The following is a 17841-nucleotide window of genomic DNA, read 5'->3' on the forward strand; positions in this document are numbered from 1 at the left end:
CATCTGTTCTATCCCAACCATCACGAATCGCTTCTTTGGCATCTTGCCATGCAAGACGTGAACTACCTTTTACTTCATGCCAACTACGTTCAAGATCCGATTCTACACTGTCAAACGTGGTACCGGCTGGGTATTTTGCGCGGTTTGCATAGCCGACGGCATAAGCTGGTTGATAGTCAGTGGTATAATCATAACCATCTTTATAGTAGGTTGTTTGTGAATAGGTATCGTTCCAATAAGTATCTTCGATAGTTGGATCAATCGCTTCACCTGCGGCATGACCTGCAGCACCACCAGCAATTGCACCAATTGCGCCGCCGATTAACATACCTAATGGACCACCAATAGCACCGATAGCTGCACCTGCAGCAGCACCACCCATACCGCCTACTGCAGTACCGATTGGATGTGAGCCTGGTTCACCAGTGATAGGGTCGCGGTTTAAGTCTGAATTATTAATATTATCTACCATGATTGTATCCTCATTTGAAGTTTTTTTATCCAAGCCATACTAGTATTTAGAAAAAATTTTTAATACGGCTGTTATTTTTATTGTCGAAAAACGATTAAACGTGACGTTAAATTAAAATCAATTAAAATCAATTTTTCGTAAAACCGTTTCCGGTTATTACTGTTTCATAATAATAAATTTTTGCGTCTAATCTGTAGCAGTATGAGCAATTTTTTCGTAGAGTTTGGTAAACCTAAAGCCTATTAGATGATGTTTGTGTAACAAAGATAATCAATTGGTGAAAGAGATACAAAAAAACGCAAGTAAAGACTGTTTATCAGAGAAATTTTTTAAGAAAAATTTTTACTTAAAACATTCATATAGCTATTCTTCACCCTATAAAAATCAGCAAATAAAGCCATTAATTGATACAATAACCAACCATGAATTTTTGAAACCTTTTAGCATCGGTTCAGTTAAGCTATTTACCTAAATTTAAAGAGGCTTGTATGTCAACATCCAACAACTCAATCAAACAAGACCGTATTTTGGTATTGGATTATGGTTCACAGTACAGTCAACTGATTGCGCGCCGCGTGCGTGAAGCAGGGGTATTCTGTGAAATGTACCCATACGATATTGACGCACAGCGTATCCGCGACTTTGGTGCAAAAGGGGTTATTTTATCGGGCGGTCCAGAAAGCGTGTATGCAGAAAATAGCCCAAAAATTAATGACGCCGTATTTGATATCAATGTGCCTGTGCTAGGCATTTGCTATGGTATGCAAGCGATGGCAGACCGTTTCGGTGGCAAGATTGAAGCCAGTAGCCACCAAGAATTTGGCGCTGCTATCATTGAAAAAACCGCTCAAGATAGCTTTTTTAAAGGCATTGAAGATGAGCCTAACAAATTACACGTTTGGATGAGTCATGGCGATAAAGTCGTTGAGTTACCTGCAGGCTTTGAAGTGACTGCCAGAACCCCAAGCTGCCCAATTGCTGCGATGGCAAATGAAAGCAAGCATTATTATGGGGTGCAGTTTCATCCAGAAGTGACCCATACGCTGCAAGGTGAAGCATTGATTAGCCGATTTGTGCACCAAATCTGTGGCTGTGCCAATGCGTGGACGCCTGACAATATCATTGAGATGCGTGTGGCGCAGTTAAAAGAACAAATTGGCGATGAGCAAGTATTGTTGGGACTTTCGGGCGGCGTAGATAGCTCGGTGGTAGCCGCACTGCTTCACAAAGCGATTGGTGAGCAGCTAACCTGTGTGTTTGTTGATAATGGTTTGTTACGGCTCCATGAAGGTGACCAAGTGATGCAAATCTTTGCTGAAAACATGGGCGTTAAAGTCATTCGCGTCGATGCTGAGGAACGTTTTTTGACTGCATTAGCCGGCGTTAGCGATCCAGAAGCCAAACGTAAAATCATTGGCAAAACCTTTATCGATGTGTTTGCCGATACCGCACGTGAACTGTCGGCTGAGGGCAAAGGTATTCAATTCTTGGCACAAGGGACCATTTACCCCGATGTCATTGAATCTGCAAAAAGTCACCAAGGCAAAGCGCATGTAATCAAGTCTCACCACAATGTCGGTGGCTTGCCAGACGATTTGCAGTTCAAACTCATTGAACCCTTACGTGACTTGTTTAAAGATGAGGTGCGTAAGCTCGGTGTGACATTAGGGCTACCTGAAAAAATGATTTATCGTCATCCTTTCCCAGGTCCAGGGCTAGGCGTGCGTATCTTAGGTGAAGTGAAAAAAGAATATGCCGATATTTTGCGTCAAGCCGATGCCATCTTTATGCAAGAGTTGGAAAAATCTGGTTGGTATGATAAAACCGCACAAGCGTTTGCCGTGTTCCAACCGGTAAAATCAGTGGGCGTGGTCGGTGATGGTCGCCGCTATGCGTGGGTGATTGCGTTACGGGCGGTTGAAACCATCGACTTTATGACAGCGCGTTTTGCCCATTTGCCGTATGATTTGATTGAAACAGTGTCCAATCGCATCATGAATGAAATCAAAGAAGTATCACGTGTGACCTACGATATCTCAAGTAAGCCACCAGCGACCATTGAATGGGAATAAAGCGACTAAAAAAGCTCATAAAAAAAGGCGATTAATTATCGCCTTTTTTATGGGTTTAACCCACGACCGATAGCGTTATCGAGTATTGCTTTGACGTATCGCCAAAATAATCATTACCAATAAAATGCTAAAAAACCCCAAGGATAATTCTGGGATGCTAAAGCCTAAAAACGTCCAGTCAATCACCGCACACTCGCCAGAACCTTTAAATACTTCTTTCAACACTTGGGCAATCGGCAACGTATCCATCCAATAGTCTAACCCAGGACCACATGAGGGGACTTGGTCAGGTGGCAAATGTTGTATCCATACATGGCGAATCGCCACAGCAATTGACCACAAAATGCCGAGCAGCGCGCCAGACATCAACAAAATCTTTGCCCAAGCTTGTTTTGGATTGAGCAAAAAGGCGATAAATGCAAAAACCCCCATCACAATCAAACCCACTCGCTGAAAGATACACAGCGGACACGGGTCTAATTTTACCACCCCTTGCAAATAAAAATAGGCGAAACTCATGCCTATAATGCTGGCTAACGTCAATAGTCCTGTCAGTCCCCGATAACTTAACAAGCTGTGGGTCAATGAAGCATCACGCATAAAAAAACCATCAAACAATTTAGTGAAAAAAAATAAGCCAAACCATAGCGCTTAGAATTTTAGAAATTTAACCCTATAAAATAATCAGCGCAACGATACCTGCTAACTGGCACCTGATTACTAGCACCTACTAACTAGCGAAACTGACCCACATACGCATAAAAATCTTGTGTGTCATTCTGCTCAATATCGGCTTGCTCACGCACAGAATCTTTGGCAAGCTGCTCAAAGTAAGTCATTTGCTCAGGGACCAATCCTTGATGTCTTAAGCGATTGGCATGCATTTGCGCCAGTGACTTACCAAACTGCCAGCTACTATCAAAGCGTTCAGTATCGGCTAATACTTGCGCTGATAGGGTATTGTCGGGATTTTGCGCTTTTGCCATCATCGATTGCCACGCGTTGCGGTAATCATTGCTACCATAAGTGACATCCATGAGTTCTGATAGCTTACGCATACCTAGCAAATGCTGTAGTAGCCAGTCTTTAAATGCGACTTGCCCGGCCATTGTATCAATCATTAAGTTTGGCTCGCGCCCTTGATTGACGATTTTTTCTTGGTTTTGAGCAAGTAGGGCATCTTCATCGGGCAATAAGTCAGGACTGTCCAGCAATAGACAGTACAATGCTAAAATTTCCATAAAACAGGCGGTATTTAAGCTGATACCGATTTCGCTGTACGGATCTAAGTCAATCGCTCGCAGTTCCACATAAGCGATACCGCGTTTGGCTAAGGCATCACTGGGGTTTTCACCAGGTTGGGTTATTTGTTTGGGTCGAATCGGGCTGTAGTACTCGTTCTCAATCTGTAAAATATGGTCATTGATTTGAATGGGATAGCCATTGTCATCATCAAGTCCCAACGCGGTAAAATTAGGATGGGGCGTGTGGATGGCATTACGCAAACCTGCGACATATTCATCAAGGCTGTTGTAGCGGATATCTAAATCATCTTGTACGCTATTTTGGTAACCCAGTTTCCCCATACGCAGAGAGGTAGCGTTGGGTAAATAGTAAGTTGATGCGTTCATTGGCTTTAGCGGATGCTCGCGACCCTTTAAAAAACACGCGCACACGGCAGGACTTGCACCAACCAAGTACAGTACCATACCACTTAGACGCTTGAAGTTACGAATCAGACCCAAATATTTTTCATTTTTAAAGTCAGTTAATGGCTGGGTATCACCTAACTGCTGTTGCCAAGCGGTGAATAAATTATCCCCAAACGATAAATTATAATGCAATCCAGCAATGGTCTGCATACGGCGACCATAGCGAATACCCAAACCGTGACGATAGAGGGTTTTTAGTCTACCTGAGTTTGAGGTGCCATAGTCTGCCAGCAAAATATCTTCATCGTCCGAAATCATACAAGGCATCGACATCGACCAAAACAGCTCGTCATCGGTCAAAGCATTTTGTACCACAATATGCAAATCACGCAGCATATCAAGCGCTTCTTTCACCGTGGGTTTTGGCTCAGTAATTAGCTCTAACAAGCTTTCGGCATAGTCAGTAGTAATAAAAGGGTGAGTGAGTTTTGAGCCGAGCTTGGCAGGGTGTGGGGTAGTGGCAATATATCCCTCAGGGCTCATACGTAAGCCTTCTTTTTCAATACCCCGAAGCATGCCATGAATGTTTTCAGCGGTCAGCCAAGTAGGTAGCTGCAAAGAAGTACAAGTTTGAGGCGCTTGGGTCATAGTTATCCTAATATTATTTTTAATTGTGTGAAATTATGCCACCAAATTTAGGCAAACACTATCAAAATATCGTGATGACGAAATTACCAATTGCGATATTCGCCAAACGTAAAAAACCCACAGTAAATACCGTGGGTATGATAAAAACTATCGTATTACTCGATTAACTGGTAATTTTTACTTGACATCTGTCACTTGTAATTAAGAGCAAGGCATTAAGAGAAATCCAATTCAGTCTCAAACCCTTTTAATTCATGACGCGCCATGGCTAAGTTTGATTTTTGACGATCAAGTACTAGGTACAAGAATAGGTTTTCGTTACGGACTAGCGGACGGATTAAGTGATATTGTTTACTTAATGTGATTAGGATGTCTTCGATATTATCATTAAGGTTTAAAGCTTTAGAAGCTTTACGTTTTGCACGTACTACTTCAGTGTTTCCCGCTGCTGCAACTTCAAGGTCGATACCATTACCCGTTGTGGCAAGGGCTAGACCTGATTCGCTGTCAACCAATGCAGCTGCAATAAAACCATCGATGTTATTGAGTGAATCTAAAGATAATTTAGCCATGATAAGCTCCTTGGTATTATTAAATTAATAATAAAGATTGCTTAATAATCATTGCTTAGCTAACAAACTTAAATCATTAACACATTTAACGTTAAGTAATTAACAAGAATAAATTAATGTCAACCTATATTAGGGTACTTGATGATAACACTTAGGTGTTATTACGCTGTAGATCACACCATTATTATGGATAAAGGCTAACGATACAAATAAAATCTGATAAACGCTAAAAAAATGTAGATGATTTTGTTCGAAAGTAACCAATAACGGAAAGGCTAAACTTAATCATGACTGACTATATTTAAGGCAAAGCTCTTTCATCATCAAACAAACTAAACAAGCCAAGCAAACAAACCAGGTCAAATTAGATAGAAAATGACGAACCACAACCACAAGTCGTGGTGGCGTTTGGATTGTTGACGGTAAAACGCGAGCCTTCTAATCCTTCCACATAATCAATGGTTGAGCCATGTAGGTATTGGTAGCTCAAACTATCCACGACCAATGCTACATCATCGTTACTAAAGGTAGCATCATCATCGCCCAAGTTTTCTTCAAAATTAAAACCATACGAAAAACCCGAACAGCCACCACCCGTCACATATACTCGCAGCATCAAGTCGTTATTGCCTTCTGAATCACGTAGGTTACGCACTTTTTTAGCAGCATTATCGGTTAAAGTCATGCCATCAACCATACTATCAGTTACGGTATCGCTCATCGGGGGTATTCCTTATAAAAACTTTTTTATTATTATGGGGTGCTTGCTTTATACTATCAAGAATTTTTCCCATTTAATTTTAGTCAAATTTTTTGAGTTTTGAGCCGATTATGATAGAACTAAAAGATGCCAGTATTCGCCGTGATGGGCGGGTATTATTTAAAGATGTTAATTTGCAAATCCATCCAGGTTGGAAAATCGGGTTAACAGGCAACAATGGCACAGGTAAATCCAGTTTTTTTGCGACGCTATTGACCCAAAAGGGCGAAGGCGAATTGGCACTCGACACAGGCAGTCTATCGGTTCCAAACAGTTGGCAAATCGGTCATATGGCGCAAGAGATTGAAAGTACTGACCAATCGGCAATAGATTTTGTGCTCAGTGGCGACAAAGAATACTTTGAGCTGCAAGATAAGATTAACCACCCGGATACCTTGTCAGAAGATGAGCTTGCCCATGTGCACGCCCGCTTTGATGATATCCATGCTTATAGTATCCCTGCAAAAGCGTCCCAAATCATGACAGGACTTGGCTTTAATGTCGCCCAAGAAAGCCAACCTGTGAGTAGTTTTTCAGGGGGCTGGCGTATGCGCCTAAACCTTGCCAAAACATTAATGAGCCGAGCGGATTTATTGTTGCTTGATGAACCGACCAATCACTTGGATTTAGATGCCATCTTGTGGCTTGAAGAATGGCTCAAAGCCTATGACGGCACGTTACTCATGATTTCGCATGACCAAGCGTTTTTGGATAATGTGGTGAGCAATATCTTGCACATTGAAAACCAACAAATGACCCTTTATACAGGCAATTACAGTACCTTTGTGCGTACCCGTAGTGAGCGCTTAGCCCAGCAGCAGCAACAGTTTGAAAAACAACAAGAAACCCGCGCCCACCTTGAAGATTTTATCCGCCGTTTTAAAGCCAAGGCCTCCAAAGCCAAACAAGCGCAAGCCCGTGTCAAACAGCTGGAACGGATGACTGAATTGGCGCCCATCATGGCCGACAATCCGTTTCAATTTCGGTTCAAATCCCCTGTGCAATTAACATCGCCATTATTGGTGCTAGATAATGCCAGTGTCGGCTACAACGGTGTAGCACTCATCGAGAACATTCGCCTACAAATTACCCCTGACAGCCGCATCGGTCTGCTAGGGATGAATGGCGCAGGCAAATCAACGGTCATTAAAGGCTTGGTGGGTGAGTTGCCTACCTTGTCTGGGACGCGTAAAGCCGCGGATAGTTTGGTACTAGGGTATTTTAACCAACACCAAATGGATAGCCTCGATGGCGAAGCATCACCCATGTTGATGCTACAGCGTCTCGCAGGCAAAACCTCAGACGCTGATTTACGCGCGTTTTTAGGGAGTTTTGACTTTCGCGGTGAGCGCATTGATACCAAAAGCAAGTTGTTCTCTGGCGGCGAGCGGGCAAGACTCACCCTTGCGCTCATCGTATGGCAGCGTCCCAATGTTTTGGTATTAGACGAGCCGACCAACCACCTAGATTTGGAGATGCGGCAAGCATTGAGCATGGCCTTACAAGAATTTGAAGGGGCAGTCATTCTGGTGTCACATGACCGAGAAATGATAGCGAATGTTTGCGATGAGCTATATTTGGTGCATGACGGGCAATGTAATATCTTTGACAATGACATCGCTCATTATAGTCAGTGGTTATCACAGACCCGTAAACAGCAAGCCAAACAAGCGAACGACAATAAAAAGCTCGAAGACAAAAAATTAGCCGACCATAAAACAGATGTTTCACGTGAAACGTCTAGCGTAACTAATGCATTATCCAAAGAAGAACAACGCAAAAAATCCGCTGAACAGCGTAAACTCACCGCGCCCATCCGTAAAAAAATCGAAAACGAGGAAAAACAACTAGAAAAATTCATGGCGCAGCTAGGTGAAATTGAAGAAAAGCTGGGTGATACAGGTCTGTATGAGGATAGCCGAAAAGCCGATTTGTTAACGTTGCTCGATGAGCAGACGGCATTAAAAAGTGACATTGAAGCAGTCGAAGAGCAGGTGATGAATTTAATGATGGCACTTGAAGAGATGGAAAATAATTTTAACTAGCCAATAAAAAAGACAGCCTAGACTGTCTTTTTTTATTTAATCAAACATTATTTTGCATCAGCAAAGTATTTTTGTAAATCATCATTACCACCGATGTGTTTGCCACCGATAAACACCTGTGGGGTGGTTTCACGACCAGTAATGGCTCGCACTGAGGTAATACTGGCATCTTTACCAAGTACAATTTCTTCAAACTGAAAGCCTTTTTGTGTTAACGTTTCTTTGGCTTTGGCACAATGTGGGCAACCAGGCTTGGTAAAAATTGAGACAGAGGGTTTGTCTTGCCAGTTTGGGTCAATGTATTTAATCATGGTATCAGCATCTGATACTTCGTATGGGTCATCACTACCGCTGTCTTGGGGTTCGTCAAAGATTTTGACGATTTTGCCATCATCGACCAGCATCGAATAACGCCATGAACGTTTGCCAAACCCAATCGCTGAGTCATCAATTAAGCGTCCCATCGCTTCAGTAAACTCACCGTTACCATCTGGCATCACGGTCACATTGCTACAGTCTTGGTCTTTTGCCCAAGCATTCATAACAAAGGTATCGTTGACCGAGACACACACGATGTCATCAACGCCTAGTTTGGCAAATTCAGTTGCCAATTCATTGTAACGCGGTAAATGCAGTGATGAACACGTTGGTGTAAACGCCCCTGGTAAGGCGAATAATACGACTTTTTTGCCCTTAAATAATTCATCCGTACTAACATCTACCCATTTGCCTTGCTGCTGGGTATGAAAAGTCACGCTTGGCACTTGTTTGCCAATCATATCGCTAAACGCAATGTCCTACTCCTTATTATCGTAAATTGTTATACTACATTTTTTAGTAAATGACCTATTTGCTTAATCATTATACAAACAAATAAGGTAAAAAACTGTAATCAGCGTTATCAAAAAGTTAATCATTTTAATTAATATTTTGAATCATAATGAAATATATGATTTATTTTATACAATTATCTTTTGAGTAAATATTGGGTCGATTGTTAAAAATTGACAAAATCAGTTATGATAGGGCAGATTTTTTAGATTTTATTCAACAAATTTGATAAGGAAAACCTCATGCCATCATTTGACGTGGTTTCAGAATTACAGTTATTTGAAGTTAAACATGCGGTGCAAAATACCGAGAAAGAAATCGCCACCCGTTTTGACTTTAAAGGCAGCGATATTAAAGTCGAACTCAATGAGAAAGACAAAAAAATCACCATCACCGCAGACAATGAGTTGCAGATGGAAAACGTGTATGCCATGCTTGAGAAAAACATGATTAAACGTGGGGTGGATTTGCAGTCGCTCGACCCACAGGATAATCAAGGCTCGGGCAAACAAATGAAAAAGGTGGTCAATCTCAAAGATGGACTTGATGGCGATACCGCCAAAAAAATCAGTAAGGCATTAAAAGAGTCGGATTTGAAAGTATCGGCAGCGATTCAAGGCGATAAAGTACGAGTCAATGATAAGAAAAAAGACACGCTACAGCAAGCGATGGCGTTTTTGAAAGAAAAGCAATTTGGTGTGCCCCTGCAATTTAATAATTTTAAGGACTAACACCCGAAAATTAGTACAAAACAACTAGCATAAAAAAAGCCCTCGTCTCAAACAGGGCTTTTATTTTTACAGTTTGCTATTAAAGACTTTCTTTTGTACTCGGCAATCTATCGAGTGCGCGTTCATCATATTCCACCGCCATCCGCAGCGCACGAGCAAAGGCTTTAAACGTACTTTCAATTTGGTGATGGCTGTTTTTGCCTTTCAAGTTATCCAAATGAATAGTTATCATGGCATGATTGACAAAGCCATAAAAAAATTCACTGAACAAATCCACATCAAACCCACCAATCATCGCACGAGTAAACGGGATATCCATGTGCAGTCCAGGGCGACCTGAAATATCCACTACCGCACGGCTAAGGCTTTCATCAAGTGGGGCATAAAAATGTCCATAACGCACGATGCCTTTTTTATCGCCAATCGCTTGTTTGAAGGCTTGACCTAGCGTAATACCGACATCTTCGACGCTATGATGGTCGTCAATGTGGGTGTCGCCGTTACAGGTAATATCCATGTCAATTAAGCCATGACGTTTGATTTGGTCAAGCATATGGTCAAGAAATGGCACACCCGTGTCAATGCTGCCTTGACCGGTACCGTCAAGGTTGATAGATACGGTGATTTGGGTTTCGGCAGTATTTCGTGTGACGGTGGCGATACGTGATGGGCGAGTGGTCATGGTTTTCCCTTACAGTTAAAAATCACAGTCTTTTATGTTCAGCATCTTTTTCACGTTGTTTGACAACTTTACGTACTTTATCACGCGCACGGTCTTGTTTGAGCTTGGATAGATAATCCACAAAAACTTTACCATTTAAGTGGTCAATTTCATGTTGGATACATACGGCAAGTAGGCCTTGTGCTTCTTCAACAAACGGGTTGCCCTGCGCGTCGACAGCCTCAATTCTGACATATTTGGGTCTATCGACTTTGTCATAATACTCTGGCACAGACAAACACCCTTCTTCGTAGCTATATAATTCATCGGCTAATGGGGTGATAACAGGGTTGATAAACACCCGAGGCTGACTGCCATCTTCAGATAAGTCCATCACCACCAATTGAATGTGCTCATCCACTTGCGTTGCCGCCAGACCTATACCCTTGGCGGCATACATGGTTTCGAACATATCATCAATCAAGGATTTTAGATCATCATCAAAGTGGGTAACGGGCTTGGCAAGGGTACGAAGCCTCGGGTCTGGGTAGTTTAAAATAGTACGTAAAGCCATAATGGGTCAACTTTTAATTTGGTTAATCTGGCAAAAATTCTCTAAAAAAATTGGCATAGGGTAACGCAAACGCTAAAGTTTGGCTACTATAACCTATATATAGGTGCAATCCAATCGCTTCACAATAGCAAATAATCAATGATAATCATTGAGTGATTAAAATCCACCAAAACCAATTATTTAAAAAAACTATTTAAAGAGAATCAAAGAGAAAATTTATGAAGCTCCAATAATTTTATGCTATGCTAACCAAAATTTACATAGTGCAAATTATGGGTGATTTTGCGACACATAACACAACATTCGGCTATGATTTTTATAAGTGATGGTAAAGCATATGCCATTTTAAAGCGTTAAGCCGTTGACCTTGAGTATTGGGCTATGACAAACTATAACACCACGACAATGAAAAAATTATCCTTCGCTTTGTTGGCAACCCTTGGTATGACAGTGACTTCGCTAGCCGCTGCTAATAATCCGCCGCCTCGTATCAAAGCCGATGCGCCCAACCGTTATGTGGTAAAAAAAGGTGATACGCTTTGGGATATCTCCGGTAAATTTTTAGAAAGTCCTTGGCGCTGGAAAGAAATTTGGGCGACCAATAAGCAGATTCGTAATCCGCATCTGATTTATCCAAAAGATGTGATTATCTTATGTGTGATTAAAGGGCAAAAATTGGTCGGTGTAGACACGGGGGAAGGCTGTGCAGGCATTGAAAAAGCCATGAGCGCGCCAACCACTACAACCACGGTGGTGAGTGCCGCAGGTAGTATCCCTGCGATTCCTTTGACTGCCATTGAAACATGGCTTGAACGCAATATCATCGTATCGCCTGATGATTTTAAAAATACCCCCTATGTCCTTGCTTCAAAAGATAAAAACATTATCACAGGTGTCGGTAACAAAATCTATGCCAAAGGCGTACCACTCATTGTGGGACAACGCTATGGTGTGTATCGTGAGGGCGAACCGTATGTTGACCCAACCACCCGTAAAGTCATCGGTCTTGAAGTCACCCAAGTTGCCGCAGGTATCGTCACTAGCGTAGCATCAAACGGTGTTTCTAGTATCGAGCTTAAAAAATCGTATGGTCAAGAAGTGCGCGAAGGTGACCGTGTGTTTGTCGAAGTCGGTCAGTACTTGCCACCCGCTTTTTATCCAAAACCTGCCAGCGTTACCCGTGGCGGTCGCGTGATTCGTATTTTAAACTCAATTAGTAGTGCCGGTCGAGATGGGGTGATTGCCATTAATTTGGGCACCAGCCAAGGCGCTGAGCCAGGCGATGTGCTGACGGTTTATCAAAAAGGCGCTTTAGTCTTGGACGACTATGCATCCGTGAAAGGTGGGGCAGTAAGGTTGCCAAGTGAGCAAATCGGTCATGTGATGGTATTTAAAGCATTTAACGATATTAGCTACGCTTATGTACTCGATGCTGAATCACCAATTCATGAGCAAGATTTCTTATTGCCTGCGGTCGGCAACTAGCGCTTTCGCTTACCTTTGCTTGCTTGCCCTTGCTTATGCTTGATTAGTAAGCGATTGTTCAAAAGCCAGTCACCTTGACTGGCTTTGCTGTCTTTAAAGTTTTTATGGTGAGAAAAATTTATAATAGCAAACATTCATAAGCCCTATACATGCTCAAGGAATATACGTGATGCAGGATTATCAGCCTAACCTAAACCCGGCAGAGCAGGCTGCCTTATTGTTATGGCATTTAGTGAACTTATCGGTACCTGTTTATAATAAGCTTGTAGCGCGTTTTGGTAGCGCTGAACAAGCGATTCAAGCCAAGTTGGCAGATTGGCAAGCGCTGGGCTTGCATGATAATCACCATAAACGCTTTGCTGAGTTTATCAGCGCCAGTCGAACCAGCCAATTTTTGCATGATACGCTATTAGAACTATCACAAGGGCAGTATGGTGTGGTGTTTGATAATGACCCTTTATATCCGAATCAGTTAAAAAACATCTATGACCCACCCCCTTTGCTATTGTATCAAGGCAACTTATCTGCCTTGAGCCAACCACAATTGGCGATTGTTGGAAGCCGTAAACCTAGCCCACACGCCGAAAAAATTGCCTTTGATATGGCGCAATATTTGGCGCACGAAGGCTTATGGATCACCAGTGGCATGGCAGAAGGCATTGATAAACAAGCGCATTTAGGTGCGTTAAGTCTACAGATGACGGACACACAAGGTGGTACTATTGCGGTACTGGGCAATGGTATTAAACATTGTTATCCAAAAAATCACGCCAGCCTTAAAGCCCATATTATTGCGTCAGGTGGCTGCGTCATTAGTGAATTATTGCCCGATATGCCGAGCAATCGCTACCATTTTCCAAGGCGCAATCGTCTCGTCGCTGGGCTAAGTTTAGCAACTTTGGTTGTAGAAGCGGCTGCCAAAAGCGGCTCGCTCATCACTGCCAGAGAAGCCAACGAGCAAGGCAAACAAGTCTTTGCTATTCCTAGTCATATTGAAAACCTCAACGCCAAAGGTTGCCACCAATTGATTCGTGAGGGTGCGACCTTGGTCGATCATCCATCACAAATTTTGGAAGATTTATCAATTTTTAAATCACCGATTGTCAAAGCCACCGAGGTTGAACCAGCGCCAATAGTTGCACAGTCAGTCATCAGTAGTCCTCAATTACTGTCCGAATCAGCACCGAACACCCAGCCGCACCAAGCGCCATTGGCGATGGATGTGGTGCCGCATTTGCAGACACTACTTAATCAACTCGATTGGGTCGGGCAAGATTTAGACAGCTTGGTCGATAAGACCCGCACCGATATTGCGACCCTCATGGGCTGGCTGATCGAGCTTGAACTCATGGGACTGGTGATGCAGCGCGGCGGTCTATATATGCGCTGCCGCCCTTAATTTTGATAAGCGATGAGCAAAAAAAACTACAAAATAATCGAGGTATATAATGCAATTTAATGACACCCAGCTCGATGCAGTTCAGCAATTTTTACAAGCCGGCAATCTGCTCGCTTATCCAACCGAAGCGGTGTGGGGAATCGGCTGTGATCCATTTAACGAAACCGCAGTGAAACAGATTTTAGCGATTAAACAACGTCCAATTGAAAAAGGCATGATTGTTATCACAGGCGACATCGCGCATATTCAGCCATTCTTACAGCCGTTACCACAGCAAGTAGTCGATAGCATTGCGGCAAGTTGGCAGTCTAGCGATGCACAAGCCACCACTTGGTTGTTACCGATTCCTGCATTATTGCAAGGCAAAATCCCCGAGTGGGTCACAGGTGGACGAGATAGCTTAGCCATACGAGTGATTAGCCATCCGATGATTGCCAAACTATGCAATCACATCGCCCACGCAGACAACAATAACCCGTTTGGATTTTTGGTATCAACGAGTTGTAACCTATCGGGTTTAACGCCTGCTACTGATTTTGCGGCTGCTTATCATTATTTTGGTGATGCCATCGGTTATTTACTCGGCGACACCCTTGGATTTGTTCGACCTAGCCAAATTTTTGATGCACTAACCCAACAACAAGTACGCGCTTAACACTTTGTTTTTAGCAATTTTTATCTTCTCATGTCATAAATACGCAAATTTAGTGTGGATTTCATAGGAAAAACGCCATTTTGACCCGTAAATAATGCGACTCACTCTTGAAATTAAAGGGATTCACCATTATCAAAGCCAATAGCTTTAGACGTTTTAACATGTAACCGTTGCCTTGGTGACGGTTACTTTGATAATAGGAGTAATGATTGATGAATTCAGCTGATAATAACCAAAATACGCAACCGCATAACCAAACTGACGCCACGTCAAATGTATTAGGCGAAGCAATAAGCGAATCTGAGCCAACTAGCGAACCAAAAATTATTGACAGTCAAGTGGATTTGACTACTTACCAAAATCGCATTGCCGAGCTTGAAGGTCAAGTCAAAGAAGCTAGAGAAGCCCATGCCCGTGCCAATGCTGAAGCCTACAATGCGCGCAACCGCATGGAGCAAGAAACCGAAAAAACCAAAAAATTTGCTTTAGAAAAATTTGCCAAAGACCTATTAGACACTGTTGATAACCTTGAACGTGCGATTGAAAATAGCCAATCCGACAATGATCCTGTGCTTGAAGGCGTCAAACTTACCCACAAATCGCTGATTGCGGTGCTAGAAAAATACGGCGTTAAAGTCGTCAATCCCCAAGGCGAAACATTCAATGCCGACCTGCATGAAGCCGTAGGTATCGACCCAGAAGCGAGCGCCAACCAAGTCGGTCAAGTACTACAAAAAGGTTATACGCTACATGAGCGTTTATTGCGTCCAGCCATGGTTCGCGTAGGTAGCTAGTAGGCAAGCAGTAAACAACGGATTGACCGATTGGTAACAAGCGTAGCAAAAAATTTTTGCTAACTGCTTGAAAAAAACCATCGTTAAACCGATATAAAAATACAAGACAACGTGGTGTTCATCACCACTTATTATCAAAATAAAAAATGGAGAATTTAGTTATGGCTAAAATTATTGGTATTGACTTAGGTACAACCAACTCATGTGTTGCAGTGATGGAAGGTGACAAAGTTAAAGTCATCGACAATGCTGAAGGCGCACGTACCACCCCATCAATCGTTGCTTATAAAGATGACGGCGAAATCCTAGTCGGTCAATCAGCCAAACGCCAAGCGGTAACCAACCCACAAAATACCTTATTTGCTATCAAGCGTTTGATTGGTCGCAAGTTTGAAGACAAAGTCGTGCAAAAAGACATCGGCATGGTGCCATACAAAATTGTCAAAGCTGACAATGGCGACGCTTGGGTTGAAGTCAACGGTAAAAAATTAGCACCACCTCAAATCTCTGCTGAAATTTTGAAAAAAATGAAAAAAACTGCAGAAGATTATTTGGGTGAAAACGTGATTGAAGCGGTAGTAACTGTACCTGCTTATTTTAATGACAGCCAACGTCAAGCCACTAAAGACGCAGGTAAAATCGCAGGTCTTGATGTCAAACGTATCATCAACGAACCTACAGCGGCGGCTTTAGCTTATGGTATGGACAAAAAAGGCGGTGCAGACCGTAAAATTGCGGTTTATGACTTAGGTGGTGGTACTTTCGATATTTCAATCATCGAAATCGCAGACGTTGATGGCGAGCAGCAATTTGAAGTGCTTTCAACCAATGGTGATACCTTCTTAGGCGGTGAAGACTTTGACTTAACCTTAATCGACTACTTGGTTGAAGAATTCAAAAAAGAAAACAGTGTGAACCTAAAAGGTGACCCACTGGCAATGCAGCGCCTAAAAGAAGCGGCAGAGAAAGCTAAAATCGAGCTTTCAAGCTCACAAAGCACGGATATTAACTTACCGTACATCACTGCCGATGCCACAGGTCCAAAACACTTAGTGGTAAACGTAACCCGTGCCAAGTTAGAAAGCTTAACTGAAGCGCTTGTCAACCGTACCATTGAGCCCTGTAAAATCGCACTGAGCGACGCGGGCTTAAAAGCGTCTGATATTGATGACGTTATCTTGGTAGGTGGTCAAAGCCGTATGCCATTGGTACAACAACGTGTTCAAGAATTCTTTGGTAAAGAGCCTCGTAAAGATGTGAACCCTGATGAAGCCGTAGCGATGGGTGCAGCGATTCAAGGTGCGGTACTGTCTGGTGACAAAACTGACGTACTACTGCTTGACGTAACACCGTTAACGCTAGGTATCGAAACCATGGGCGGTGTGTTGACACCAATCATCGAGAAAAACACCATGATTCCAACCAAGAAATCACAAGTGTTCTCTACAGCGGATGACAACCAACCTGCGGTAACTATTCAGGTCTATCAAGGTGAGCGTAAAATTGCCGCACAGAACAAATTGCTTGGACGTTTCGATTTGACCGATATTCCACCCGCACCGCGTGGCGTACCACAAATTGAAGTTACCTTTGACATCAACGCTGACGGCATCATGAATATCTCAGCTAAAGACAAAGGGACTGGTAAAGCGCAAAGTATCCAAATTAAAGCCGATTCAGGTCTATCAGATGCTGAAATTGAGCAAATGGTTCGTGATGCTGAAGCCCATGCCGCTGAAGATGCCAAATTTGCTGAACTTGCGCAAGTACGTAACGAAGCAGATGGTCGTATTCATGGGGTACAAAAAGCTATGAAAGATGCCGCTGATAAAGTAAGCGATAGCGACAAAACCGCAGTAGAAGACGCTATCAAAGCGCTAGAGTTGGCGGTTAAAGAAGATAATCTAGATGACATCAAGTCAAAACTTGAAGCCCTAGATAATGCCTTCCTACCAGTTAGTCAAAAAATCTACGCTGACGCAGGCGCTACTGCAGAAGCGGGTGATGCACAGCCACAACAAACCCAGCAAGATGATGGGGTTGTCGATGCAGAATTCACCGAAGTAAAAGATGACAATAAATAATCATTTCACTGATTACAGCATCAATAAAAATACCGCCGCAAGGCGGTATTTTTATTTTATTTGAAAATTTTTAAGAAAAAGGTGTTGACACCCATTCAAATTCACGTATAATACGCCACCACTGAGCGACGAAGAGTTTACAAATAAGTAAAACAAGTTACGAAGCTTAGAAAGAATTAAAATAAAGCTTGACAGAGTAAAACAAAACGTATTACAATATCAAGCTCACCAGATGATAGACGATATCTTTGGTACATTAAATAACAACAAACACAAGAACAACTTGTGTGGATTTTCACTTAGGGCGATAAAATTAAGACTTTAATTAATTGTATTGTCAGAGTGAAGATACTCGTAAGTTTATTTGAGCAAAGACAGTATAAATAATTGAGTCAACAAATTAAAT

Annotated in this window: 16 protein-coding genes and 1 pseudogene; 9 read left to right on the plus strand and 8 right to left on the minus strand. The window is 42.5% G+C overall.

Features of this window, described 5'->3' with window-relative positions:
* Positions 1 to 7: 7 nt before the first annotated feature.
* A pseudogene (locus tag ACH0AB_RS05705) lies at positions 8 to 472 on the minus strand (hypothetical protein); the annotation flags it as partial.
* Positions 473 to 960: 488 nt separating this feature from the next.
* On the opposite strand from ACH0AB_RS05705, the gene guaA reads away from it, so the two are divergent.
* Positions 961 to 2544, plus strand: a complete 1584-nt coding sequence (guaA, locus tag ACH0AB_RS05710) for a glutamine-hydrolyzing GMP synthase (protein ID WP_406877523.1) — start codon at positions 961 to 963, stop codon at positions 2542 to 2544.
* A gap of 75 nt (positions 2545 to 2619) precedes the next feature.
* On the opposite strand, the gene ACH0AB_RS05715 is transcribed toward guaA, so the two are convergent.
* Together ACH0AB_RS05715 and gshA are read right to left on the minus strand one after the other, a co-directional pair.
* Positions 2620 to 3144 (minus strand): disulfide bond formation protein B, encoded by a 525-nt coding sequence (locus ACH0AB_RS05715; RefSeq protein ID WP_406877524.1) that lies wholly within the window; start codon positions 3142 to 3144, stop codon positions 2620 to 2622.
* Between the two features lie 134 nt (positions 3145 to 3278).
* Positions 3279 to 4844, minus strand: coding sequence for a glutamate--cysteine ligase (gene gshA / locus ACH0AB_RS05720; RefSeq protein ID WP_406877525.1), 1566 nt, complete (start codon positions 4842 to 4844; stop codon positions 3279 to 3281).
* A 35-nt stretch (positions 4845 to 4879) separates the two neighbouring features.
* On the opposite strand from gshA, the gene ACH0AB_RS05725 reads away from it, so the two are divergent.
* Positions 4880 to 5011 carry a hypothetical protein gene (locus ACH0AB_RS05725; protein ID WP_256999080.1) on the plus strand — a complete coding sequence of 44 codons (132 nt, stop codon included), beginning with the start codon at positions 4880 to 4882 and terminating at the stop codon, positions 5009 to 5011.
* Between the two features lie 48 nt (positions 5012 to 5059).
* Here ACH0AB_RS05725 and ACH0AB_RS05730 read toward each other — a convergent pair whose 3' ends face one another.
* Together ACH0AB_RS05730 and erpA are read right to left on the minus strand one after the other, a co-directional pair.
* Positions 5060 to 5416, minus strand: a complete 357-nt coding sequence (locus tag ACH0AB_RS05730; RefSeq protein ID WP_050326054.1) for a roadblock/LC7 domain-containing protein — start codon at positions 5414 to 5416, stop codon at positions 5060 to 5062.
* Between the two features lie 364 nt (positions 5417 to 5780).
* The gene (gene erpA / locus ACH0AB_RS05735; RefSeq protein ID WP_065253985.1) at positions 5781 to 6113 is read right to left on the minus strand and encodes an iron-sulfur cluster insertion protein ErpA; all 333 of its coding nucleotides are present in this window, start codon (positions 6111 to 6113) and stop codon (positions 5781 to 5783) included.
* A gap of 134 nt (positions 6114 to 6247) precedes the next feature.
* Between erpA and ACH0AB_RS05740 the strand changes: the two genes are divergently transcribed.
* Positions 6248 to 8221: an ATP-binding cassette domain-containing protein gene (locus ACH0AB_RS05740; protein ID WP_406877526.1), complete on the plus strand. Its 1974-nt coding sequence runs from the start codon at positions 6248 to 6250 to the stop codon at positions 8219 to 8221.
* Positions 8222 to 8268: 47 nt separating this feature from the next.
* Here ACH0AB_RS05740 and ACH0AB_RS05745 read toward each other — a convergent pair whose 3' ends face one another.
* Positions 8269 to 9000, minus strand: coding sequence for a glutathione peroxidase (locus tag ACH0AB_RS05745; protein ID WP_406877527.1), 732 nt, complete (start codon positions 8998 to 9000; stop codon positions 8269 to 8271).
* Positions 9001 to 9294: 294 nt separating this feature from the next.
* Here ACH0AB_RS05745 and ACH0AB_RS05750 point away from each other — a divergent pair, with 294 nt between their 5' ends.
* Complete coding sequence (locus ACH0AB_RS05750; protein WP_036591734.1) at positions 9295 to 9783, plus strand: YajQ family cyclic di-GMP-binding protein; 489 nt, start codon at positions 9295 to 9297, stop codon at positions 9781 to 9783.
* 79 nt (positions 9784 to 9862) lie between these two features.
* Here ACH0AB_RS05750 and hisB read toward each other — a convergent pair whose 3' ends face one another.
* Both hisB and def read right to left on the minus strand, forming a co-directional pair.
* Positions 9863 to 10465 carry an imidazoleglycerol-phosphate dehydratase HisB gene (hisB, locus tag ACH0AB_RS05755; RefSeq protein ID WP_007117432.1) on the minus strand — a complete coding sequence of 201 codons (603 nt, stop codon included), beginning with the start codon at positions 10463 to 10465 and terminating at the stop codon, positions 9863 to 9865.
* A gap of 22 nt (positions 10466 to 10487) precedes the next feature.
* Positions 10488 to 11018 carry a peptide deformylase gene (gene def / locus ACH0AB_RS05760; protein WP_099807357.1) on the minus strand — a complete coding sequence of 177 codons (531 nt, stop codon included), beginning with the start codon at positions 11016 to 11018 and terminating at the stop codon, positions 10488 to 10490.
* A gap of 381 nt (positions 11019 to 11399) precedes the next feature.
* Here def and ACH0AB_RS05765 point away from each other — a divergent pair, with 381 nt between their 5' ends.
* From ACH0AB_RS05765 to dnaK, 5 genes are all read left to right on the plus strand, one after another.
* Positions 11400 to 12503, plus strand: a complete 1104-nt coding sequence (locus ACH0AB_RS05765; RefSeq protein WP_050326049.1) for a LysM peptidoglycan-binding domain-containing protein — start codon at positions 11400 to 11402, stop codon at positions 12501 to 12503.
* 169 nt (positions 12504 to 12672) lie between these two features.
* Positions 12673 to 13902 carry a DNA-processing protein DprA gene (gene dprA, locus ACH0AB_RS05770; RefSeq protein WP_406877528.1) on the plus strand — a complete coding sequence of 410 codons (1230 nt, stop codon included), beginning with the start codon at positions 12673 to 12675 and terminating at the stop codon, positions 13900 to 13902.
* 49 nt (positions 13903 to 13951) lie between these two features.
* Entirely contained in the window at positions 13952 to 14557 is a 606-nt protein-coding gene (locus ACH0AB_RS05775; RefSeq protein ID WP_406877529.1) for an L-threonylcarbamoyladenylate synthase, read from the plus strand.
* Between the two features lie 212 nt (positions 14558 to 14769).
* The gene (gene grpE / locus ACH0AB_RS05780) at positions 14770 to 15351 is read left to right on the plus strand and encodes a nucleotide exchange factor GrpE (RefSeq protein ID WP_406877530.1); all 582 of its coding nucleotides are present in this window, start codon (positions 14770 to 14772) and stop codon (positions 15349 to 15351) included.
* Between the two features lie 161 nt (positions 15352 to 15512).
* Positions 15513 to 17435 carry a molecular chaperone DnaK gene (dnaK, locus tag ACH0AB_RS05785; protein WP_406877531.1) on the plus strand — a complete coding sequence of 641 codons (1923 nt, stop codon included), beginning with the start codon at positions 15513 to 15515 and terminating at the stop codon, positions 17433 to 17435.
* Positions 17436 to 17841 lie beyond the last annotated feature (406 nt).

The sequence above is a fragment of the Moraxella sp. 179-F 1C4 NHS genome (genome assembly GCF_045370505.1).
GTDB classification, from domain to species: domain Bacteria; phylum Pseudomonadota; class Gammaproteobacteria; order Pseudomonadales; family Moraxellaceae; genus Faucicola; species Faucicola tetraodonis.

Bases quoted from the DNA above. Each gene is read 5' to 3' on its own strand.
- guaA (WP_406877523.1), top strand. From the start codon at position 961: ATGTCAACATCCAACAACTCAATCAAACAAGACCGTATTTTGGTATTG.
- ACH0AB_RS05715 (WP_406877524.1), bottom strand. From the start codon at position 3,144: ATGCGTGATGCTTCATTGACCCACAGCTTGTTAAGTTATCGGGGACTG.
- gshA (WP_406877525.1), bottom strand. From the start codon at position 4,844: ATGACCCAAGCGCCTCAAACTTGTACTTCTTTGCAGCTACCTACTTGG.
- ACH0AB_RS05725 (WP_256999080.1), top strand. From the start codon at position 4,880: ATGCCACCAAATTTAGGCAAACACTATCAAAATATCGTGATGACGAAA.
- ACH0AB_RS05730 (WP_050326054.1), bottom strand. From the start codon at position 5,416: ATGGCTAAATTATCTTTAGATTCACTCAATAACATCGATGGTTTTATT.
- erpA (WP_065253985.1), bottom strand. From the start codon at position 6,113: ATGGTTGATGGCATGACTTTAACCGATAATGCTGCTAAAAAAGTGCGT.
- ACH0AB_RS05740 (WP_406877526.1), top strand. From the start codon at position 6,248: ATGATAGAACTAAAAGATGCCAGTATTCGCCGTGATGGGCGGGTATTA.
- ACH0AB_RS05745 (WP_406877527.1), bottom strand. From the start codon at position 9,000: ATGATTGGCAAACAAGTGCCAAGCGTGACTTTTCATACCCAGCAGCAA.
- ACH0AB_RS05750 (WP_036591734.1), top strand. From the start codon at position 9,295: ATGCCATCATTTGACGTGGTTTCAGAATTACAGTTATTTGAAGTTAAA.
- hisB (WP_007117432.1), bottom strand. From the start codon at position 10,465: ATGACCACTCGCCCATCACGTATCGCCACCGTCACACGAAATACTGCC.
- def (WP_099807357.1), bottom strand. From the start codon at position 11,018: ATGGCTTTACGTACTATTTTAAACTACCCAGACCCGAGGCTTCGTACC.
- ACH0AB_RS05765 (WP_050326049.1), top strand. From the start codon at position 11,400: ATGACAAACTATAACACCACGACAATGAAAAAATTATCCTTCGCTTTG.
- dprA (WP_406877528.1), top strand. From the start codon at position 12,673: ATGCAGGATTATCAGCCTAACCTAAACCCGGCAGAGCAGGCTGCCTTA.
- ACH0AB_RS05775 (WP_406877529.1), top strand. From the start codon at position 13,952: ATGCAATTTAATGACACCCAGCTCGATGCAGTTCAGCAATTTTTACAA.
- grpE (WP_406877530.1), top strand. From the start codon at position 14,770: ATGAATTCAGCTGATAATAACCAAAATACGCAACCGCATAACCAAACT.
- dnaK (WP_406877531.1), top strand. From the start codon at position 15,513: ATGGCTAAAATTATTGGTATTGACTTAGGTACAACCAACTCATGTGTT.